This is a genomic window from Raoultella sp. (genome assembly GCF_039594335.1).
Taxonomy (GTDB): Bacteria; Pseudomonadota; Gammaproteobacteria; order Enterobacterales; family Enterobacteriaceae; genus Klebsiella.
This window is the reverse complement of sequence record NZ_JBCNNS010000008.1, coordinates 1-19,963: the sequence shown is the minus strand read 5'-3', so window position 1 is coordinate 19,963 and position 19,963 is coordinate 1. Positions and strand designations below refer to the sequence as shown.

Here is a 19,963-nt window from a genome sequence, read left to right as displayed (position 1 = left end):
AGAGACAATGAAATTTATCCAGAAGACGAAATGGATGCTGGCGGGCGGCGGGGTGGCCGTGCTCGTTTCCGTTTTGCTGACCAATGTTGTCATGTTAAATAATCAGCGTGTTCAGCTTGATTCGCTGAGTCATGAACTTCTCAGCTACGGTGAAGAGGTGACCACGCAAATCATTTCCTCTATTCATCATGCGCAGATTAGGCATATTGATGGCTGTAACAAGCAGGCGATCGCGGCCTTGCGGGAGGTCATCTGGAAGTATGCAAGCGTGGAAGACATTGGCATCGTGGAGAACGGTAAACTGGTCTGCACCGCCAACTGGGGCATGCTGGATAAACCGCTGCCGCTACCCGCCGGGAAATATGTCGTACCGAGTGGATATAGCATTTACAAAGGCCAAAAGAATTATCTCCCGTACGGAGTGGTTCTGGATATGAGCCAGCAAGACAATATTGTGGCCTTTACGTCGTCATTTGCCTTTAGTGCATTTTCCCGGCGCTACCAGGGCTTTAATTTTTCTTTAACCAGTTTAAACGGCAATCACGTTTTTCTTAATAATATGAAATCCGTGGCCGCGACCGGGTCGTCGATAAGCGTTAGCCTGTGCAGCAGTAAATACGACATTTGCAGCCATCTGACGGAGCGAAAACAGGGGTTTTTCTCACTCTCTCCGCTACTTATCGCTCTCATTGTGGGCGCCGCTTTTATTCTCGGCGCGGCGTTCCTTTATTCTATTCTGAGCTATCTCAGCGAACGGCGATCGCTGGAGTTTCGCTTAAAAAAAGCGATTGTTAATCAGCGTATTTACATGGAGTATCAGCCGTTGGTGTGTGCCAAAAGCGAACGGGTGGTCGGCGTCGAGGCGCTGGTTCGCTGGTATGATCCGGTCTTTGGCCAGGTTTCCCCGGAGCTGTTTATTTCAATGGCTGAACAGCTGAATGTTTACTCCGATATTTCTAAGCTGGTGATGGAGAAGGCCATCAGCGAGTTGAAAACGATTTTGCTCGCCGATGCGCAGTTTACCCTCGCGATGAATATTGGCAAATGTGAAATTAATGACCCGCTGTTTTTAGATAATCTTATGCAGGTTTTGCAACATAATGGCATTCGTCCCCGGCAGATTAAAATTGAGATCACCGAAAGGAGCGGCGAATACTATAAAAAAATCGCGGCCTTTTCATTACAGGCGATGAATCGCGGATTGCGCATCGCCCTTGATGATTTCGGTACCGGCTCTTCAAATCTGCAATGGTTAACTGAAGTGTTTTACGATGAGATAAAGCTGGATAAATTTTTCGTCAACGGGCTTAAGAATGAGTATAAACGCACTATCCTGACATCGATTCTTGCTGTGGTCTGCAAACTGAATAAGCAAATTGTCTTTGAGGGTGTGGAAAGTAAAATTGATTTTGAGTTCGTCAAATCCTTCGATGAACATGCTTTAATTCAGGGATGGTATTTTTACCGGGCGATGCCAATCGACAAACTCACTGCGTTGCTCCTTCCCGTCTCGCCCTCTCACCCTGCGCCAGGCGCACAAGATTAGCCTCCGGCAAGCGACCTTTATCCGACAGCGGAATGCGTCGTTTTCCCGGCAATATACAGCGTAAATTGACCTCCGTGGCCGGCTATTCAGCCGGACTGGTGACAACATCTGTTTGATAATCAAGAAAACCCGATGCTTTACCGGCATGTCGGGAACAACAACGATCATTAGTCACCTGAGGGTTCTCTATGCATTTTAACCAGGCTATCGCCCGCCTGCCGGCCGCAACCTGTGCCGCCGGTCAAACCACTGCCCGGCTCGGTACGCCGGATATTGCCGGCACGACACGTCAGTTTCTTGCCTACGTGGAAACCTTGCTGCAGCTCGGTCTGAAAGTGACCGTATTGCCCGCGGCTGCGGACTATCCGGATGCCCATTTTGTGGAAGATACCGCAGTCGTCATGCCCGAACTGGCGGTCATTACCCATCCCGGCGCGCCGAGTCGTCAGGGGGAAGTGGCGTCGATAGCGCCGGTACTGGCCGGTTTTCGTTCGCTGGTGCATATGAGCGAGCAGGGTCATATGGATGGCGGCGACGTGCTGCTGGTCGGTAAGCAGTTTTTTGTTGGTCAAACGGCGCGTACCGACGAGCAGGGGATCCGCGAGTTTGCGGCCGCCGTTGAACCGCATGGCTATCAGGTCACCTCCATTGAAGTGAGCGCCGGGCTGCACCTGAAGTCGATCGTCAACTATGTTGGACGCAATACGTTGCTGCTAACGGAAGGTTACGTCAATCACCCGGCGTTTAGCGGGTTCAATACCATTGTGATCCCGGAAGAGGAGTCGTATGCCGGGAATACGTTATGGATCAACGACACCTTAATTACGCCTCAGGGGTACCCCTATACCCTGGGCGAAATCAGCAAGCTGGGGATGCCGGTTGTACAGCTCGACACCAGCGAATTTAAGAAAATGGATGGCGGCCTGACCTGCCTTTCACTGCGTTTTTAGCCACGTCGTTGACATCAGGGGTAACAGATATGAAAACACGTATTGCCGCGTTATTGGCTTGTATGGCGCTGAGCGCGCCGTTGGCCGCTCAGCAGTTTGACACCATCAGCTTCGGCGTTGACGGCGGCTATCCGCCCTTTGACGTGCTGGCGCCCAGCGGCGAAATAACCGGCTTTGATATCGATATTGCCAACGCGCTCTGTACGCAGCTGAAAGCGAAGTGCGTCTTCGTGAAGCAGCCGTTTGAGAGCATGATCGCCGCGCTGAATGCACATAAATTTGATGCCATCATTGCTTCGCTGAATATTACTGACGAGCGTAAGAAGGAAGTGGATTTCACCGACCGCTACTATCGCAGCGCGGCGCAACTGGTGGCGCGCAAGGGGAGTCCGCTGCTGCCGGATGCCGCCAGTCTTAAGGGCAAGACCGTCGGCGTACAAACCGGTTCGACGCATGAAGCCTACGCCAGAACCCACTGGGCCAGTCACGGCGTGAAGATCGTCGGGTACGCCAACCAGGACAACGTCTATCTGGATCTGCTCTCCGGGCGTCTCGATGCCTCCTTGCAGGACAATATCCAGGCGGCGACCAGTTTTGTTGACACGCCGCGCGGACAAAAATTCGCCTTCGCCGGACCGGTGATCAGTGACGGCAGCATTTCGTCTGATGTCGGCATTGCGGTGAATAAAGACAATCCGGCATTGCGCGATGCCCTCAACGGAGCCATTAAGCAAATCCGCGCCGACGGAACCTACGCCGCGATTCAGAAAAAGTACTTTAGCTTCGATATCTACGGTAATTAAGCCGTAAAGGGGAGGGCGCGGTCGGCGACCGGCGCCCCTTTATGCCACGGGTGGAAGACAGAATATGGTTGCAGATTATTTACCGCTACTGTTACGCGGCGCGGGGGTGTCGCTGTGTGTGATGCTGGTCTCACTGCTGGTGGCGCTGCTGCTGGGGCTGGTGAATGCGCTGATTAAGCTGTTCGGACCGCGCTGGCTGCGTTGGTTTTCCACCGGCTATACCACGCTGGTGCGCGGCATTCCGGAGCTGGTGATTATGCTGTTGCTGTTTTTTGGCGGCGAGATGCTGGTCAACGCCCTGCTGTCGCTGGCAGGACTGGGGCCGGTGCGTTTTAATACCTTTATTTCCGGTGTGCTGGCGATTGGTTTCGTTTTTGGCGCCTATTACACCGAGACGTTTCGTGGCGCGTTTCTCACGGTCGATCGCGGGCAAACCGAAGCGGCTGAAGCCTACGGTATGCGGCCGTGGCTGGTGTTCCGGCGTATCATGCTGCCGCAGATGCTGAGCTTTGCCATTCCGGGCATCAATAATAACTGGCTGGGGCTGATGAAAGCATCGGCGCTGGTCTCCATTCTCGGTTTAGAAGATATGGTATGGCTGGCGGAACAGGCCGGGCGCGCCACGCAAAAACCCTTTCTGTTCTACTTCCTGGTTTCGCTGATTTATATGGTCATCACCGCCTTGTCCAGCTGGCTGTTTAGCCGTCTGGCGAAGCGCTATGCGCTGCGTTCATCAACGGCGGGGGCGACGCAATGAATCTGCAAACCTTTATCGAGGCGGTGCCGGGCTATCTGTGGAGTGACGGCAACGGTTCTACGAGCGGGCTGGCGATGACGGCGGAGCTGTTTTTGCTCTCCCTGGTGCCCGGAATGGTGCTGGCAGTGCTGCTGGCGATTGGCCAGGTCTACGGTCCGCGCCTGCTTGCCTGGCCCGTCCGCGGCTTCACCTGGTTTTTCCGCAGTACGCCGCTTTATCTGCAACTGATGTTGATCTATTACGGGCTGTCTCAGTTCGACATTGTCCAACTGGGCTGGCAAAACGATCGGCCGTTCTGGCTGCTGTTCCGCGACGCAACCTTCTGTGCCACCCTGGCGCTGGTACTGAATACCGCAGCCTACGTCGCGGAATTGCTGGCGGGGATGATGGCGACGTTTCCGCGCCAGGAGTGGGTGGCCGGGGAAGCCTATGGTATGACAAAGTGGCAGATTATTCGCCGACTGGTGTTGCCCGCTACGCTGCGGCGGGGGATTCCGGCACTGAACAATGAGATGGTGTTTTTACTCCATGCCACCTCGCTCGCCAGCACCGTGACGTTGCTGGATATCACCGGCGTAGCGCGGGCTTTCTATGCCATCACCTACTCGCCGTTTATCCCGTTCCTGATGGCCGCCGCGCTCTATTTAATGTGCACCTTTTTGCTGATTTTCGCCTTTTCGCGCGCGGAACGACGCTGGCTGGCGTTTATCAAGCGTCCCTGATCAGGAGCGTTTGATGGACTGCAGTTCCGTCAGGGTCACAATTTTATCGACGCGAAATTTTTTGCTGGTCAGCCAGCTGTCGGCCAGCTGGCAGTAGTGCGCCATGCTGCGACAGCCGATACGTACCAGAAAGTCAAAGCTGCCGCTGACCAGCCAGCAGTCGAGCACTTCCGGTGTTTGGCGCATCTCCTGCTCAAAAACCGGCTGTGAGCGGCCATGGTCAGCCAGCGCAATTTGCGCCTGTACGACGAAGGCATGCTCCGGTTCGGGGAGCTCAATCACCGCGCTGTAGCCGCGGATAATTCCGTCGCGCTCAAGGCCACGTACGCGTTCCAGGCAGGGACGGGCGGTGAGATTTACCTGCTCCGAGAGCTTTTGATAAGAAATGCGGCCATCCCGGCGCAGGATTTCAAGGATCTTATGATCGATACGGTCGAGCCGGGTTTTCTTTTCCACAGATAGGACGTCCAATGAAAATTAAACACTATACCTTACCCGAACATGCGCTCAGTGGGCAGCGGCAATTAACCCATTTTCACTTTGGCGAACCCGGCCGCGGAGAGAAAATCTATCTGCAGGCGGGACTGCACGCCGATGAAATCCCGGGCATGCTGGTGCTGCATTATCTTAAAAGATTACTTAACCAGGCGGAACGGCGCGCCGAGCTGCGTGGTGAAATTATTCTTGTTCCGGTGGCTAACCCGCCGGGGCTGGCTCAGGTTGTGCTCCACGGCGGGGTCGGGCGATTTGATCTGGCGAGCGGTCGCAACTTCAACCGCGATTTTCCCGACCTGGCCCACCTTGCGCAGCGCTATCTCTGCGCCGATGCCCCGCAGACCCGCGAAGCGTATCTGCAGCAGGTCCGCGAGGCGATGCGCGATGCGCTGGCCGCCGAACCGTTGCGCAGTGAAGTTCAGGCGTTACGCCACCATTTGCTGAGTCTGGCCTGTGATGCCGATGTGGTGCTGGATTTGCACTGTGATGACCAGGCCATTTTGCACCTGTACGCCGATCCGGCCTGGCAGGCGGAGGCCGGAGTTGTGGCCGCCTTTTTAGGTATTGGAACGGTATTGCTGTCACAGGAGAGCGGCGGCAACTCGTTTGACGAGGCCTGCGGGCTGCCCTGGCATCGCCTGGCGGCGCGCTTTCCACAATGGCAGCAAAACCAGCCTGGTTGTATGGCGGTGACCGTGGAGCTGCGTGGTCAGCAGGATGTGAATCATGCGCTGGCCCGCGAGGACGCTGAGCGTCTGTACCGGTATCTGCAATATCGCGGCGTGCTGGCGGGCGAATGCCAGCCTGTCCCGCAGCAGGAGACGCTGATGCTGCCGTTCGCGGCGGGAGAGATTGTCACTGCGCCCGCGAGCGGGATTTTCGTACCGTTGAAACAGCCCGGTGAGTGGGTCAGTGCCGATGAGGTCGTGGCCGAGATTATCGATCCGCTCACCGATATGATTCAATCGGTCCGCCCGCAGGCCGGCGGGTTGATCTACGCCAGCCGTCGGACGCCTTTTGTCACCTTTGGCGCCGAGGTGATGAAAATTGCCGGCGAGCGCGAGTTTGCCGGAGGTGGCGCTCTGGCAATGTGACCCTCTGGTCACACCGGTGGCATTGATGTCGAATGGGCCAAAAAGTCGTTCACCGTCTTCATGCACAGCTCGCGCTCTTCCACGTGCGGCATATGGCTTGAGGCTTCGAAAATCACCCACTGCGCGCCGGGAATATGATCCATAAAGGGTTGCACCACTTCTGGTGTGGCTTCATCGTAGCGCCCGGAAATCAGCAGCACCGGAACCTTAATTTGTGGCAGGCGGTCGATAATGGTCCACGCTTTCATGCTGCCGATGACGTGGAATTCGGTGGGACCGTTCATCGCGTGATAGACCGTCGGGTCGGCATCCATGGCAGCAAAAGTGCGTTGTACCTCCGGCGGCCAGGGGTCGAGTCGGCAGACGTGGCGTTGATAAAAGACCTGACTTGCCGCCTTATATTCCGCGCTGTCCAGCGTCCCGGCAGCCTCGTGCTGCAGCAGCGTCTGCTGGATATCGGCAGGCAACTGCGCCCGGAGCTCTGCCGCTCCCTGCAGCCACAGCGCCATTGAGGCCGGTGAATTGGCGATAACCAGTGCTTTTAAACCCTTTGGCTGCGTCACCGCGTGCTCCGCTCCCAGCATTCCTCCCCACGATTGACCCAGCAGGGCATAGTTCCCGGCGATATTGAGATGCCGCAGCAGGTTATCCAGTTCGTCGAGAAACAGCGCCGGTTGCCAGAAGTCGGCAGGCTGCTGCGGGAGATGGGTTGAGCGCCCGTTACCTAACTGATCGTAATGGATCACCGCTCGTCCGGTAAGCGCGATGTCGCGGAACGCATCGACATAATCGTGCGTACACCCCGGCCCGCCGTGAGCAATGACCAGCGGCGTCAGCCCGCTATCGATATTGCCGCAAATACGAAACCAGGTTTGATACTGCCGAAACGGGGCATAACCTTCGCGAATGGTATACATGAGTGATCTTTACCCTGCTAAATGGACCGGCTTTCAGGGTAAAGGGTCATCAGCGAGGCTGAACACTAGTAAAAATGCTAGTTATTGGCTGTCGAGCAGGCGGTAATGCAGGGCGCGAACCACTGCCTGTACGCGGTTGCTGGCGCCCAGTTTTTTAGCAGCCGTATTCAGGTGCAACGTCACCGTCGCTACCGAACGATGTAGCTTGCGGGCGATCTCTTTGGCGGTGAGCCCTTCTGCGGACCATGCCAGGCATTCGCGCTCGCGGTTGCTTAATTTCACGTGGCGGCAGGTCAGCATGGTGCTGTCGAACAGGGGAAACGCCGTCTCCTGAAACTGGTGGGCAATGAGCATCAACTGCGCCAGCGTAGCGCTGATTTCCGGTTCCTGACGCTGATCGGTGTGAATGCCGGTCAGGGTGACGAAGCCGCCGTTAGGCAGATGCAGGGGAACCGTTGCGCCGCAGGGCATATTGTGTTCACGCATATAGTGGGTGACGGCGGTCGTATGATGGTCCAGTCTGCCGCGCAACATGTTGCTGTCCGGGCGCTGATAGGACCAGATAAAGGGCGCGCAGCTCTCCAGCGCGCAGTGCTGCACCGGGTCAAGCTGGTAATAGCCGCGTTCGCACCATAGCTGACGCATATCCTCCGGCACATTGCACGTTTTGAGCAGCGATGGCGTAATCAGCTCCCCTTCCAGAGAACGCGGGACCGGGGTGTAGTCATAAATGACCGCGTCAAACCCCAGCTTTCGTGTTTGCTGAAATAGCCCGCCGAATGCTTCATCCAGGCTGGTAGCCTGCGTGCTACCGGGGCGTTCAAACTCCAGTCGCATATAACCCCCTCACATAAAAACGATACCTGCTACGGGCATGATTTGTGCAAATCCGTCACTCTCCCGCTCTGAGGCATGCAATTCCGGTGCCGTACCGGCGCGGCGCAAAACTAGTATTTTTGCTAACTGTTCAGCTTCCGGCGATGCCGTTAGCGTTAAAGCAACGCCAGTAACCAGTCCTGTTTACGACGAGGAACACATTATGTGGAGTGAAATAGCGCCCGATCGATGCCACAACATTGCGGTAGAGGGTTACAACGTCGTGGCCTGGGAATTTGGCGACGGCGATGAGACCGTTCTCTGCCTCAACGGCGGACCGGGGCTGCCCTGTGACTATCTGCGCGAGGCCCACTCCTGCTTGAAACAGCATGGCTATCGGGTGATCGCCTTCGACCAACTGGGGACCGGAAAATCGGACCGGCCGGATGACGCCAGCTTATGGACCATGGCGCGCTACGTGCGGGAAGTTGAAACCGTTCGTCGGGCGCTGGGGCTCGGCAAGGTGCATCTGCTTGGTCACTCCTGGGGCGGATGGTTGGCAATTGAAGTGGCGTTGCACCATCCTGGCGCAATTCGCTCGCTTATTCTGGAAAACACCGTCGCCGATATGCCGCATCTGGTGCAAGAGCTCAACCGTCTGCGCGGAGCGCTGGGGGCAGAAACGGTTGCCATGATGCAGCGCTATGAAGCGCTGGGCTGGTTGGATCATCCGGCCTATCAGGCGGCGATTACCTTACTGAATTATCGCCATGTGTGCCGTCTCGACGTCTGGCCCGAACCGCTTAAGCGCTCGCTGGAGGACTGGAATATGGGGCCGTATATCACCATGCAGGGGCCGAACGAATTTCTTTATACCGGCAATTTAAAAGCATGGGATCGCAGCGCCGAACTGAGCTTAATCCGGGCACCGTGCCTGATAACCAGCGGCCTGCATGATGAACTTACCCCCGCCTGCGCCCTGAAAATGAAGCAGGGACTGGCGAATGCCGAAATCGCGATTTTTGCCAACAGTAGCCATATGCCATTTTATGAAGAGCCGCAGGCTTACTATCCGGTGCTGCTCGACTTTTTGGCACGTCAGCGCGAGACGGGAGACTGTTGATGCATCGCTATCGCTTTCTGCTGTTTCGTCCTCTACAACTGATACCGGTTCTGTTCGGCATCAGCCTGATTACCTTCATGATGGTGCGCGCGATTCCCGGCGATCCGGCGCGTATTCTGCTGGGCACGCGTAGCACCCCGGCGGCGTTGGCCCGTATCCGCGCGCAGTTTGGTCTCGATGAACCGCTATGGGTGCAGTACGGCTACTTCCTGCGCAACCTGCTGCAAGGGGAGTTGGGAAAATCCATTGTCTATCGGGTCGACACCCTCAGGCTAATAGCTTCTCGTCTGGAGCCAACGCTGTGGTTGGTGCTGGGCAGCGTGCTGTTGGCTATCGTTTTGACGGTGCCGCTGGCCGCGATTGCCGCCCGCCAGCGTGGACGCCTCGCCGATCGGCTGATCCGTCTCTTTACCACGGCCGGGCTGGGTTTTCCGGCGTTCTGGCTCGGGATCATGCTGATTCTGCTGTTCAGCATTGCGCTTGGTTGGTTTCCGGTCTCTGGCTATGGCAGCGATTTTTTAGACCAGTTGCGTCATATGGCGCTGCCGTGTCTGACCGTGGCGCTGGCCCTCTCGGCGGTATTGATTCGTAACCTGCGCGCCAGCCTGCTGATGGAGATGAGTAGCGACTATGTGGTGGCGGCGCGGGCGCGCGGGCAGCGGGAAAGACGCATCTTCTGGCGGCACGTGCTACCCAATTCGCTGGTACCGACCATCAACCTGCTGGCGGTGAACATTGGCTGGCTAATCGGCAGTACGGTGGTTATCGAAAGCGTGTTTGCCATCCCCGGCCTCGGACAACTGCTGATCAAGGCGATTTTTAGCCGCGACTATATGGTGGTTCAGGGTGTGGTGATGGTCTTTGCCCTGGCCACCGTGGCGGTTAGCCTGCTGGCGGATATTCTGACCGTGGCTCTCGACCCGAGGATAAAGCTATGAAAGCGATCGCGACCTTTTCCCGTCTGCGTCAACGGGTCATCCCGCGCCAGCAGGCGTTATATTCCGGGCTGGCGATTGTCGGTTTATGGTTCCTCGTCGCCTGTCTGGCGCCGTGGATAGCGCCGTTCGATCCGATAGCTCAGGACGCCTCCTCCAGCCTGCTGCCGCCCGGCGGCGCGCATCTGTTCGGCACGGATAACTTTGGCCGCGATATTTTTTCCCGCGTGCTGTGGGGGGCGAGGGTGGATCTGCAGATCTGCCTGCTGGGGGTGCTGTTTCCTTTTATGCTTGGCATCACGCTGGGGGCGCTCTCTGGCTATGCCGGCGGTGTCGTCGATGCGCTGATCATGCGCATCATTGATATCGTGCTGGCCTTTCCGTTTCTGGTACTGATGCTGGCGATCATCGCCGTCCTCGGGCCGGGACTGGGCAGTTTTTATATTGCCATGGCGATGGTGGGCTGGGTTTCCTACGCCCGACTGATACGCGCTCAGGTACTGACGCTAAAGCAGCGCGATTTTATTCTGGCGGCCCGCAGCCTGGGCTATGGCCACCCGCGGATTTTATTTCGTCATCTGCTGCCGAATGCGCTGACCGGGGCGATTGTTTTTTCGATGTCCGACTGCGTGCTGGTGTTGCTTAACGGGGCTTCGGTGAGCTATCTGGGGCTTGGCGTGCAGCCACCCACCGCCGAGTGGGGTGTCATGATTGCGGAGGGGCAGAGTTTTATCACCACCGCATGGTGGATAACCACCTTTCCCGGCCTCGCCATCGTGCTGCTGGCCATGGGGTTTAGCCTGCTGGCCGACGGGTTAGGCGACAAATTAGGAGCGCGCGGATGAGTCTGCTGAAGGTGAATAACCTGACGGTAACACGCGGCGCAGATCTTGCGCTGGTGGACAACGTCTCGTTGAGTCTCGACGCCGGAGAGATGCTCGGGCTGGTCGGCGAGAGTGGATCGGGTAAAACCGTGACCTGTCGGGCGCTGATGCGTCTGCTGCCGGGGGCCGGATTGCGGATTAGCGGCGGTGAGGTTCTGCTGAACGGACGGGATCTTTTGTCCTTGAGCGACGGGCAGATGTCGGCGGTGCGCGGGCGGGAGATCGGCATGATTTTTCAGAATCCAACCAGCCACCTTAATCCGGTCATGACCATCGGCGAACAGATTGCCGAAAGCCGTCGTCTTCATTTTGGCGCCAGCCGCCGTCAGGCACGGGAGGATGCGCTGGCGTTGCTGCGGCAGGTCGGGATCCCCGATCCGCAAAACCGGCTCAATAACTATCCGCATGAATTTTCCGGTGGTATGCGCCAGCGGGCGATGATTGCCGTCGCTCTCGCACCGGAGCCCGCGCTGCTGATTGCCGATGAGCCAACGACCGCGCTGGATGTGACCGTGCAGATGCAGATTTTGCGCCTGCTCAGCGACCTGCGTGCCGAACTGGGGCTGGCGGTCATTATGATTACCCACGATCTCGGCGTGGTAGCGCAAACCTGCGACCGCATTGCGGTGATGTATGCTGGCCGGTTGTGTGAAGTCGGTGGTAAGCGCGAAGTGCTGGCCGAGCCGCTGCATCCTTATACCCGCGGGCTTATCGACTGCCAGCCGGTCAGCGAAGGCGGACGGGGGAGGCTGACGACTATCGACGGTCAGCCGCCGGTCGCCGACCATTTTCCGGCAGGTTGCCGTTTTCACCCACGCTGCCACCGGGCTGATGAGGCTTGCCTGTACCAGCCGTCACTGCGTTACGGGCAGGATAGCCACAGTCATGCGGCAGCCTGTCATCACATATTGCCGACGCTCGTGCGGCGGGAGGAATAATGGGACGTACTCACTGGCCGCTGCTGGAGGCCGATAATCTTTCCGTCACCTTTCCGGTTTCCGGCGGACGGTGGTTGTCGAAACGGGCGGTGCATGCCGTCAATCAGGTCTCGTTGCACATTTATCCCGGCGAGACGCTCGGTCTGGTCGGCGAATCCGGCAGCGGTAAAAGCACATTGGGTCGGGCGTTGTTACAACTTGAGCGGGTCGCTGGCGGAGAGGTGCGCTTCGATGGTCAACGGATCACTCACGGTTTGACCAGCGATATCGCCCGCCTGCGCCAGCAAAGTGCGATGATTTTTCAGGACCCTTTCGCCTCATTGAACCCGCGTCAGACCGTGGGGGAAAGCATCGCCGAGGTGCTGCGGGTTCATCAAAAGGTGCCTGGCGATGCGGTCGCGCAGCGGGTGGCGGAGCTGTTAACCCAGGTCGGCCTGCGTCCGCAGCAGGCCAGCGCAAAGCCGGCGCAGCTTAGCGGCGGCCAGTGTCAGCGCGCCGGTATTGCCAGAGCGCTGGCCATTGAGCCTCGGCTGATCGTGGCGGATGAGTGTGTCGCGGCGCTGGATGTCTCCATTCAGGGACAGATCGTCAATTTACTGATGGATCTGCAGGAGAAGATGGGACTGGCGATTCTGTTTATCGCGCACGATCTGGCGATTGTGCGTCGGCTCTGCGATCGCGTCGCGGTGATGTATCTCGGGCGTATCGTGGAAGAAGGACCGGTGGAAGCTGTTTTCACCCGCCCGCTGCATCCCTATACCGCGGCGCTGGTCGCGGCGATCCCGGAGATCGACCCGAATAAGCCACTACCGAAGCGTGGGTTGGGGGGCGAGCCGCCCAGCCCCGTTGCTATTCCACAAGGCTGTGCATTTCATCCGCGCTGCCCTTATGCGCAGGTGCAATGCCGCACCGACGCACCACCACCAACCCGGCAGATTGCCGATCGCGCATATGCCTGCGTACTCAACCACACGGGTAATGAGACCTTTTTTCCTTTGACTGGGGGATCTTTTGATGAAGCACAGACATGTTAAGTTACTGGCGGCGAGCGTTTTTCTGGCGCTTAGCGTGGTCAGCGAAATGGCGCAGGCAGCGGGGGTATTGACTATCGGTCGCCGTGAGGACAGCACCACCTTTGACCCGATAAAATCGGCGCAGAATGCCGATAACTGGGTCTTTTCCAACGTCTTCGACCCGCTGGTGCGGGTGGATAAAGCGGGGACGAAGCTGGAACCAGGCGTGGCCGAAAGCTGGACTATCTCCCCGGATGGCAAAGTCTATACCTTTAAAATTCGTGATACCAAATTCTCAGATGGCACGCCGTTGACCGCCAGCGATGCGGCTTTTAGCCTGCTGCGTATCCGCGATGATGCGGGATCGCTGTGGCGCGACTCCTACAGCATTATTGCAAAGGCGGAAGCGACGGATCCGCGAACCCTGGTGGTGACGCTGAAGTCACCTTCAGCGCCTTTCTTATCGCAACTGGCGCTGCCGAATGCGTCGGTGATTTCGCAGCAGGCGATGAAAGCGGAGGGTGAAGAGGCTTTTGCCGAAAAACCGGTGGGTTCCGGCGCGTTTAGTGTCAAGGAGTGGCTGCGCGGTGAAAAAATCGTGCTGGTGAAGAACCCCAACTTCTGGCAGGCGAAAAACGTCAGCCTCGATGGTGTCGAGTGGTTAACCATTCCGGATGATAATACCCGCATGCTGAAGGTACAGGCGGGCGAGTTGGATGCCGCGTTGACGGTGCCTTTCTCGCGGATTGCGTCCTTACAAAAGGACGCCAGTCTGAAGGTTGAGCTCGACCCGTCAACCCGTGAAGATCACCTGCTGATTAACCATTCTCATGGCGCGCTGGGCAAGGTGGAAGTGCGTCAGGCGCTGGATTTTGCCATTGATAAAGACGCAATCGTCAAGACCGTGACCTTTGGCTATGGTCAGGTGGCGAACTCCTACATTCCCGCCGGGGCACTTTACCACTACGCCGACAATCTTCGCCGGCCATACGATCCGCAAAAGGCCAAAGAGATGCTGAAAGCGGCGGGGGCTGCCGACCTGAAGCTGAACTATGTGGTCAACGCCGGGGATGAAGTGGATGAGCAAATCGCGATTTTGCTCCAGCAGCAGCTGGCGAAAGCCGGGGTGACGGTCAATTTACAAAAAGTGGACCCGAGCCAGAGCTGGGATATGCTGGTGGCCGGAGATTACGATATCTCGGTGATGTACTGGACTAACGATATTCTCGACCCCGATCAGAAAACCACGTTTGTACTTGGCCACGACGCCAATATGAACTATATGACCCGTTATCATAATGAGCAGGTTAAAGCGCTGGTGGCTGCCGCCCGTGTGGAAATGGACAGTAAAAAGCGCGAGCAGATGTATATCGAACTGCAGAAAATGGCGAAGGCAGACGTGAACTGGATCGATCTGTATTACAGTCCGTACCGCAACGTCAGTCGTAAAAATATTGTTGGCTTCTATCAGAATCCGCTGGGTCGCTTCTTCCTCGAAGATACCGTTAAAAACTGATCCTTTTTCGCGTCGGTCGGCCCCGGTCGCCGACGCTTTTCACCCCCTCTGACGGCTCCGCAGCGCAAAACCTGACCACCCGAACGGGATTGATATGTGTCAAGGTTTGCTTCAACTACCGGGATAAATAACTAAAAAGAATTGTAACCCTTGTCTCTTTTATTCAATTTATGTGGTGAATTTTTAATGCATACGTATAAAAAAACATATGTGCATTTAAATCAATAGATTAAATAAATCAGGGGTTCATTCTTGTGGCAAGTGCAAACAAACTCACGCTGTTTATCGTTGTCTTCATGCTGTTGGGGATCCTCTCCGGCGCGCTGATCCATGCGTATGCCTCTCCGGGCACGATCACGTCATGGTCAGAAAATATTACGCTCTTTACCGACATGTTCTTACGGCTGATTAAGATGGTGATTGCACCATTGGTCTTCAGTACGCTGACGGTAGGGATTATGCGTCTGGGAGAAACCGCGACGATCGGGCGAGTGGGCGGGAAGGCGATGGTGTGGTTCATCACCTCGTCGATCCTCTCTATTCTGGTCGGGCTGGTGATCGTGACTATTGAACATCCCGGCGCGGGCTTAAACCTGGCGATTCCGAAAGAGTCGATTGATACTGGCCTCGCGGTCAGCGGAATGAGCTTAAAAGGATTCTTGTCTCACACCATCCCGATCAGTATTACCGAGGCGATGGCGAACAACGAAATTCTGCAAATCGTGGTGTTCTCAATGTTCTTTGGGATTGCCGGGGCTTCGTTGGGGGAAAAATTCAACGCGCCGCTGGTCGCTGCGCTGAATGTTGTCTCTCATATCATGCTCAAGGTCACCGGATATGTGATGTACGTGGCTCCATTGGCTATTTTTGCCGCGATCTCGTCGGTTATCGCCTCGCAGGGGATGGGCATTTTGCTTAACTATGCCTCTTTTATCGGCGGCTACTATGTTGCGGTGCTGATTACCAGCGCAGTGTTGCTGGCGGTGGGCTATATGGTGCTCAAAAAAGAGGTTTTCCGCCTGCTCAACATGCTCAAAGATCCGGTGCTGGTGGCCTTCACCACCAGTAGCTCTGAAGCGGCGTATCCGAAGACGCTGGAGCGGCTGGTCAGTTTTGGCTGCTCGCGCAACATCGTCTCTTTCGTGCTGCCTATTGGCTACTCCTTTAACCTGGTGGGGTCGATGGTCTACTGCTCGTTTGCCTCGATGTTTATTGCCCAGGCGTACAATATCCAGCTGAGTTTTAGCGAAATTACCGTGATGATGCTGACGCTGATGCTGGCTTCAAAAGGGATTGCCGGGGTTCCCCGTTCCGCGCTGGTGGTCCTTGCCGCAACGATCCCGAGTTTCAATATTCCCGTCGCCGGAATTTTGTTGCTGATGGGAATCGACCATTTCCTCGATATGGGCCGTTCGGCGATCAATGTGCTGGGCAATGGGATTGCTACGGCGATGTTGTCGAAAAACGAGGGGCTGTTACAGGAAGAGGTGCCGGAAGCGGAACCTCAGCAGGTGCAGGCCTGATAATTCAACGCCCTCTTCGCGGGGGCGTATTTAGCCGTGTGTTGCGGAAAAAGAGGCCCCCAACAGGCACGCAAGGGGCAATGTGACGAAGTGATCTCACCCGCGATTAACGTATTATTTTCATGGTACAAAAATGCGCGGTAGTATCTTTATACCCGGGTGTCAGACAATTTTACCGGTTAACTGCGGTGAAGGAGAAGTGATTTCCCGGTGGCAAGCTTTTTTTCAGAACGGACAACCTGAGCAACCCGTTGAATTCCTAATTTTCACGGTTTTATGCTGTTGCCATGGCACGCTAATTGATCTTAGCCACGCTCTTTTAACACGCTAATGAACTGAAAGAAGTCATAATGATTATTCAGTCCATATTTTTCCATGATCTGGTTTTTATGATAAATAACGGTCTTGGGGCTAATCTGGTGAAGTGCGGAAATTTTACCAATATCAAAGCCATTCATCAGACCATGGGCTACGACGATCTGCGAAGGCGACAGACTTTTGTGTGGACAGTTGGCGCATATTGATGCCGAATCGATCGCCCGTTTTGATTCCGGCTGGTCATTCTTCTTTAGCGCCTTATCAATAATTTCACGCAGACTGTCAATATTGATCGCTCGGACATGAACGAAGGTGACGTCTTTCAGACAGTTGACGATCCGCGTCTTTTCCGGCAGCTCATCATAGCTATGCAAAATAATAACCGAACTGTTTTGTTTACGGTTTTTTATACTGGTATTACAAAGATGAATCTCACCCGGGAGAATCTCAGCGATGATAATGTCCGCAGCGGACAATTCGCTTGAGTGACCGCTAAACCCGATGGTCAGGTCGTCGCGGGTCCGGGTGAGATCGTTGACAATTGCCATTAGCGACGCCCTGAGGAAGGTGTTTCGGCTGATAATCGCGATGCTTATTTTTCTCATGGCGTGACTTTCCGGCTGCATCAACATAATACCATGCTGCGAGTAACCTTTCTGGCGTTTACGGCAATTGCCGTGAATCGGGAATAGCGTATTTGATGAACGGAAAATGATCCTTCATCAACACGACGGGAGAGGCAGAAGGTCTGCCATAATTATTTCCTTCGCATTTTTCGGTCGACGAAGGGGAGTTTCTGTTTTTTCCTGTCTTTTATGTAAGAAATAAAGCTATAAACGGAAATGCCGAAGAAAAACAGGCATAGCAATAAAGCCAGCCACGTTTGCAAAGCCATAGTGAATAATCCTTAACTCAGTTTTATACTGTGAAAAATACGCATCAGCGTGAAAGCCAATATTATTATGGTGTTATTCAGCGTGAAGCTGCTGTCCTCGCGGCGTCTGCGCGTAGAATATTCGCGCAGCTCGTCGCTTTGAACGAAATCCTGACAGAGTTAAACCCCGCCTGTCCGCAAGGTGGCTAGTACAGAAGGGCTGGCGCGTTCCCCTCCCATAGCATGGCTAATTTCGGTCGCTACATTTGCGGTATGAGGCCAATGTAAGAAAATTCTTAATCTACTGTCAGTCTCATTTCTCTCATTTCTCTCAAAAAATGAGAAAAATTAACAAAAACAGCGAAATGAATAACTTATAGATAATAAACCTGGTAGAGAAGGCATCCAGCCGTTCACACGACGACAACGAGGAACCTCAAGGAATAAACGCCAGGCCTTTGCCAAAAATGGCCCGGATGGGCAACGTCATACCGTGTAGCCGCGCTTTGTTGCGCAGTCGGCTGATAACCACATCAATGCGGTGCAACTCCGCCTCAACTTCATCGGGGAAAAGATATGCGTGCAGATCAACTTTGCGACAGACTTCACTTGGGTTGTGCATTAAGCGCGCCATCAGCCGGTGCTCTTGCTGCGTCAGCGGCAGCGTTATGCCGGAAGGCGCCAACAGGCTTTCCGGTTGCAGTATCCAGGAGGAAGAGGCGAGTTCCTCGGTTACGGGGGCCGCAACAGGGGAACTGGAGTTTTGCTGCGTAAGCCGGGCGCCCAGTGAATCAATGGTCTCCGCCAGAACGGAAAAATTCACCGGCTTGATGAGATAGAAATCAGCGCCCAGATTGAACGCCTGAAGTTTATCCTGCTCATGCCCTCTGGCGGTCATGACGATCAGCCCGTACTCGCCAATCTCATGCAGATACTCCAGGACGCTGAAGCCGTCTTCGCCGGGCAAGCCAATATCAACCAGCACAATGTCCACCGGATCGCGATGCAACTGCCGCCAGAATGCTTCCGCGCTGTGTACGCCCCATGCGCTGAAGCCGCGAAAACGCAGGAAGGCCAGCAGTTCATCGAGGAGATCGGCGCTATCTTCAATGATCGCCACGCGTAATGTCATGATTTACCCTTCTGCTGTGGTGGGACGTCCAGGGGAAGCGTGAGCGCAAATTCGCATCCCGCAGTGCTGTTTTTCGTCAACCGCAGTTCTCCGCCGTGCGCGCGGACGATTTGCCGGGCGACGAACAGGCCAAGACCGGTTCCGGCCGGGGTTGCGCCGCAGGATGCCCCTCGCTGGTAGCGCTCAAAAATGGGCTCAACCTGGTCATCGGCAATGCCTGGTCCCTGGTCGCGGATGCGTATTTCGCAGAGGTCCGACGCCTGGCGAATATCAATAGCAATCTCCCCCGACGGGGAATACTTCACCGCATTATCGAGCAGGTTGGCAAAAGCAATACAGAGCAGTCCGCTGTCGATAAAGAGGACGGGAGAGCGGGTCTCTGGGGTCACGCGCTTTCCCGCTAACGTCACGCTGAGATAGTGATTAAACGAGAATTCAACCACCGTCGCCGCCATATTAATCACCGACAGCAGCTCCGAATCTTGCTTATCCACATGTAGCGCTCGGGAGGAGAGACGAGCATCGGCCAGGCAATTATCGGTTAACTGCACCAGACGGGTGGTGGCGCGCTGCATGCGGTCCAGGCGTGGGCGTTGCGCCGGTTCCGGGGAGTATAAGCGTAGGTTCTCCAGCGCCGCCTGGATAACCGAGAGCGGTGTTCTGAATTCGTGCGCCACCATCCCCATAAACTGCCGCTGCTGAAAGTTTGCTTCGCGCTCAATTTGTAACTCTCGCGCCAACTGCTGTTTCTGGACCAGTCTGCGGTTTTCAGCACGGATGCGCAGAACCGCAATGATCAGAACGGCGATGATATGCACAATCAGTGCGTACTGCCAGATGGAGTAAATCGCGTTGTGAAAGGGAATGATGCCATGAATGGATAACAGCGCCAGCGCGGTGGAAACAACATACGCCGGCGGGAGCAACCCCAACAGGAAGGTATTCCAGTCAATGGCTTTTCGTCGCCAGAGTGCCCACGAGGTCACCAGCAGGACGGGAGCGGCGACAAAGAATATCCCTGCCTCAATTTGCATGGACAGTCCGTAAAAGCCCAGTGGAATGCTAGCGAGGAGGAGAATGTTCAAACCGATTGCCGCGACGAGTAGCCGATGTAAGCGCGGCATATTGTTCTTAAGATCAAAAACCTCGCTATGCAGCCACAGCGCTGTCGCGTAACTGAGCAGCGACAGATAACTGATCATCGCGTCCTGGATCGGGAGAGCGGCATTGCCGAAAAACCATTCCGGGTAGCCGTGCAGAGCAGCCACCAGCGGATAGTTGAGGGAAAATAAGCAGATCCCCCACAGTAAACGGCGGCGCAATAAAACGGCGAGCCACAGAGCGACGCCGCTGGCAATCACCGCCAGGCCAAAGTAAAAACTCCAGAATGCGCTATCCCGGGTCGCGGACTGGGTAAACTCCTGCGGCGAAGAGAGCGTGCTCAGCAGGAGCAGGGTGCTGCTGCTCTGAATGCGGAACACCACTTCGTAACCTGTGGCAACTGGAGGCGGCGGTAAAATCAGGATGCTTTCGCGGTAGTTGAGATCGCTCTCTCTGGCCGATGAACGATCGCCAAACTCTTTTTTCACCCATGGCCCACCTGTCGC

20 protein-coding genes are annotated in these 19,963 nt (G+C 55.7%); 13 read left to right on the top strand and 7 right to left on the bottom strand.

Annotated features, from left to right (window positions below):
• The first annotated feature begins 7 nt into the window (after positions 1–7).
• The 5 genes from ACZAHD_RS02455 to ACZAHD_RS02435 all read left to right on the top strand — a co-directional run bounded on the left by ACZAHD_RS02455 (position 8) and on the right by ACZAHD_RS02435 (position 4,778).
• Entirely contained in the window at positions 8–1,546 is a 1,539-nt protein-coding gene (locus tag ACZAHD_RS02455; protein ID WP_462455375.1) for an EAL domain-containing protein, read from the top strand.
• Positions 1,547–1,734: 188 nt separating this feature from the next.
• On the top strand, positions 1,735–2,496 hold the full coding sequence (locus tag ACZAHD_RS02450) for a dimethylarginine dimethylaminohydrolase family protein (RefSeq protein ID WP_462455374.1): 762 nt from the start codon (positions 1,735–1,737) through the stop codon (positions 2,494–2,496).
• A 29-nt stretch (positions 2,497–2,525) separates the two neighbouring features.
• Positions 2,526–3,299, top strand: a complete 774-nt coding sequence (locus ACZAHD_RS02445) for an ABC transporter substrate-binding protein (RefSeq protein ID WP_462455373.1) — start codon at positions 2,526–2,528, stop codon at positions 3,297–3,299.
• 64 nt (positions 3,300–3,363) lie between these two features.
• On the top strand, positions 3,364–4,056 hold the full coding sequence (locus ACZAHD_RS02440; RefSeq protein WP_462455372.1) for an ABC transporter permease: 693 nt from the start codon (positions 3,364–3,366) through the stop codon (positions 4,054–4,056).
• Positions 4,053–4,778: an ABC transporter permease gene (locus ACZAHD_RS02435; protein ID WP_462455371.1), complete on the top strand. Its 726-nt coding sequence runs from the start codon at positions 4,053–4,055 to the stop codon at positions 4,776–4,778. Before ACZAHD_RS02440 ends, ACZAHD_RS02435 begins: the two co-directional genes overlap by 4 nt.
• Here the strand turns inward: ACZAHD_RS02435 and ACZAHD_RS02430 are convergent, their stop codons facing one another.
• The gene (locus tag ACZAHD_RS02430) at positions 4,779–5,234 is read right to left on the bottom strand and encodes an Lrp/AsnC family transcriptional regulator (RefSeq protein WP_462455370.1); all 456 of its coding nucleotides are present in this window, start codon (positions 5,232–5,234) and stop codon (positions 4,779–4,781) included. It lies immediately after the preceding gene.
• Between the two features lie 14 nt (positions 5,235–5,248).
• Here ACZAHD_RS02430 and ACZAHD_RS02425 point away from each other — a divergent pair, with 14 nt between their 5' ends.
• The gene (locus ACZAHD_RS02425) at positions 5,249–6,367 is read left to right on the top strand and encodes a succinylglutamate desuccinylase/aspartoacylase family protein (RefSeq protein WP_462455369.1); all 1,119 of its coding nucleotides are present in this window, start codon (positions 5,249–5,251) and stop codon (positions 6,365–6,367) included.
• An 8-nt stretch (positions 6,368–6,375) separates the two neighbouring features.
• Here the strand turns inward: ACZAHD_RS02425 and ACZAHD_RS02420 are convergent, their stop codons facing one another.
• Together ACZAHD_RS02420 and ACZAHD_RS02415 are read right to left on the bottom strand one after the other, a co-directional pair.
• Positions 6,376–7,284 carry a proline iminopeptidase-family hydrolase gene (locus ACZAHD_RS02420; RefSeq protein WP_462455368.1) on the bottom strand — a complete coding sequence of 303 codons (909 nt, stop codon included), beginning with the start codon at positions 7,282–7,284 and terminating at the stop codon, positions 6,376–6,378.
• A gap of 81 nt (positions 7,285–7,365) precedes the next feature.
• Positions 7,366–8,121, bottom strand: coding sequence for a helix-turn-helix transcriptional regulator (locus tag ACZAHD_RS02415; protein WP_462455367.1), 756 nt, complete (start codon positions 8,119–8,121; stop codon positions 7,366–7,368).
• A gap of 202 nt (positions 8,122–8,323) precedes the next feature.
• On the opposite strand from ACZAHD_RS02415, the gene ACZAHD_RS02410 reads away from it, so the two are divergent.
• The 7 genes from ACZAHD_RS02410 (at position 8,324) to ACZAHD_RS02380 (ending at position 16,032) form a co-directional block, all read left to right on the top strand.
• On the top strand, positions 8,324–9,223 hold the full coding sequence (locus tag ACZAHD_RS02410) for a proline iminopeptidase-family hydrolase (protein WP_462455366.1): 900 nt from the start codon (positions 8,324–8,326) through the stop codon (positions 9,221–9,223).
• Positions 9,223–10,161 carry an ABC transporter permease gene (locus tag ACZAHD_RS02405; protein WP_462455365.1) on the top strand — a complete coding sequence of 313 codons (939 nt, stop codon included), beginning with the start codon at positions 9,223–9,225 and terminating at the stop codon, positions 10,159–10,161. Before ACZAHD_RS02410 ends, ACZAHD_RS02405 begins: the two co-directional genes overlap by 1 nt.
• Positions 10,158–11,003, top strand: a complete 846-nt coding sequence (locus tag ACZAHD_RS02400) for an ABC transporter permease (RefSeq protein ID WP_462455364.1) — start codon at positions 10,158–10,160, stop codon at positions 11,001–11,003. Before ACZAHD_RS02405 ends, ACZAHD_RS02400 begins: the two co-directional genes overlap by 4 nt.
• Entirely contained in the window at positions 11,000–11,980 is a 981-nt protein-coding gene (locus ACZAHD_RS02395) for an ABC transporter ATP-binding protein (protein ID WP_462455363.1), read from the top strand. The genes ACZAHD_RS02400 and ACZAHD_RS02395 overlap by 4 nt, the downstream gene beginning before the upstream one ends.
• The gene (locus ACZAHD_RS02390) at positions 11,980–13,014 is read left to right on the top strand and encodes an ABC transporter ATP-binding protein (protein ID WP_462455362.1); all 1,035 of its coding nucleotides are present in this window, start codon (positions 11,980–11,982) and stop codon (positions 13,012–13,014) included. The genes ACZAHD_RS02395 and ACZAHD_RS02390 overlap by 1 nt, the downstream gene beginning before the upstream one ends.
• The gene (locus ACZAHD_RS02385; protein WP_462455361.1) at positions 12,995–14,509 is read left to right on the top strand and encodes an ABC transporter substrate-binding protein; all 1,515 of its coding nucleotides are present in this window, start codon (positions 12,995–12,997) and stop codon (positions 14,507–14,509) included. The genes ACZAHD_RS02390 and ACZAHD_RS02385 overlap by 20 nt, the downstream gene beginning before the upstream one ends.
• A 254-nt stretch (positions 14,510–14,763) precedes the next feature.
• Positions 14,764–16,032 carry a dicarboxylate/amino acid:cation symporter gene (locus ACZAHD_RS02380; protein WP_462455360.1) on the top strand — a complete coding sequence of 423 codons (1,269 nt, stop codon included), beginning with the start codon at positions 14,764–14,766 and terminating at the stop codon, positions 16,030–16,032.
• A 305-nt stretch (positions 16,033–16,337) separates the two neighbouring features.
• Here the strand turns inward: ACZAHD_RS02380 and ACZAHD_RS02375 are convergent, their stop codons facing one another.
• The 4 genes from ACZAHD_RS02375 to ACZAHD_RS02360 form a co-directional block, all read right to left on the bottom strand.
• On the bottom strand, positions 16,338–16,955 hold the full coding sequence (locus tag ACZAHD_RS02375; RefSeq protein WP_462455406.1) for a helix-turn-helix transcriptional regulator: 618 nt from the start codon (positions 16,953–16,955) through the stop codon (positions 16,338–16,340).
• Positions 16,956–17,107: 152 nt separating this feature from the next.
• On the bottom strand, positions 17,108–17,245 hold the full coding sequence (locus ACZAHD_RS02370) for a small membrane protein (protein ID WP_462455359.1): 138 nt from the start codon (positions 17,243–17,245) through the stop codon (positions 17,108–17,110).
• 415 nt (positions 17,246–17,660) lie between these two features.
• Entirely contained in the window at positions 17,661–18,356 is a 696-nt protein-coding gene (locus ACZAHD_RS02365) for a response regulator transcription factor (protein WP_462455358.1), read from the bottom strand.
• Positions 18,353–19,963 (bottom strand): sensor histidine kinase (locus ACZAHD_RS02360; protein ID WP_462455357.1); only part of this gene is annotated, 1,611 nt, incomplete at its 5' end. The genes ACZAHD_RS02360 and ACZAHD_RS02365, both read right to left, overlap by 4 nt.

Bases quoted from the DNA above. Each gene is read 5' to 3' on its own strand.
- ACZAHD_RS02455 (WP_462455375.1), top strand. From the start codon at position 8: ATGAAATTTATCCAGAAGACGAAATGGATGCTGGCGGGCGGCGGGGTG.
- ACZAHD_RS02450 (WP_462455374.1), top strand. From the start codon at position 1,735: ATGCATTTTAACCAGGCTATCGCCCGCCTGCCGGCCGCAACCTGTGCC.
- ACZAHD_RS02445 (WP_462455373.1), top strand. From the start codon at position 2,526: ATGAAAACACGTATTGCCGCGTTATTGGCTTGTATGGCGCTGAGCGCG.
- ACZAHD_RS02440 (WP_462455372.1), top strand. From the start codon at position 3,364: ATGGTTGCAGATTATTTACCGCTACTGTTACGCGGCGCGGGGGTGTCG.
- ACZAHD_RS02435 (WP_462455371.1), top strand. From the start codon at position 4,053: ATGAATCTGCAAACCTTTATCGAGGCGGTGCCGGGCTATCTGTGGAGT.
- ACZAHD_RS02425 (WP_462455369.1), top strand. From the start codon at position 5,249: ATGAAAATTAAACACTATACCTTACCCGAACATGCGCTCAGTGGGCAG.
- ACZAHD_RS02420 (WP_462455368.1), bottom strand. From the start codon at position 7,284: ATGTATACCATTCGCGAAGGTTATGCCCCGTTTCGGCAGTATCAAACC.
- ACZAHD_RS02415 (WP_462455367.1), bottom strand. From the start codon at position 8,121: ATGCGACTGGAGTTTGAACGCCCCGGTAGCACGCAGGCTACCAGCCTG.
- ACZAHD_RS02410 (WP_462455366.1), top strand. From the start codon at position 8,324: ATGTGGAGTGAAATAGCGCCCGATCGATGCCACAACATTGCGGTAGAG.
- ACZAHD_RS02405 (WP_462455365.1), top strand. From the start codon at position 9,223: ATGCATCGCTATCGCTTTCTGCTGTTTCGTCCTCTACAACTGATACCG.
- ACZAHD_RS02400 (WP_462455364.1), top strand. From the start codon at position 10,158: ATGAAAGCGATCGCGACCTTTTCCCGTCTGCGTCAACGGGTCATCCCG.
- ACZAHD_RS02395 (WP_462455363.1), top strand. From the start codon at position 11,000: ATGAGTCTGCTGAAGGTGAATAACCTGACGGTAACACGCGGCGCAGAT.
- ACZAHD_RS02390 (WP_462455362.1), top strand. From the start codon at position 11,980: ATGGGACGTACTCACTGGCCGCTGCTGGAGGCCGATAATCTTTCCGTC.
- ACZAHD_RS02385 (WP_462455361.1), top strand. From the start codon at position 12,995: ATGAAGCACAGACATGTTAAGTTACTGGCGGCGAGCGTTTTTCTGGCG.
- ACZAHD_RS02375 (WP_462455406.1), bottom strand. From the start codon at position 16,955: ATGAGAAAAATAAGCATCGCGATTATCAGCCGAAACACCTTCCTCAGG.
- ACZAHD_RS02370 (WP_462455359.1), bottom strand. From the start codon at position 17,245: ATGGCTTTGCAAACGTGGCTGGCTTTATTGCTATGCCTGTTTTTCTTC.
- ACZAHD_RS02365 (WP_462455358.1), bottom strand. From the start codon at position 18,356: ATGACATTACGCGTGGCGATCATTGAAGATAGCGCCGATCTCCTCGAT.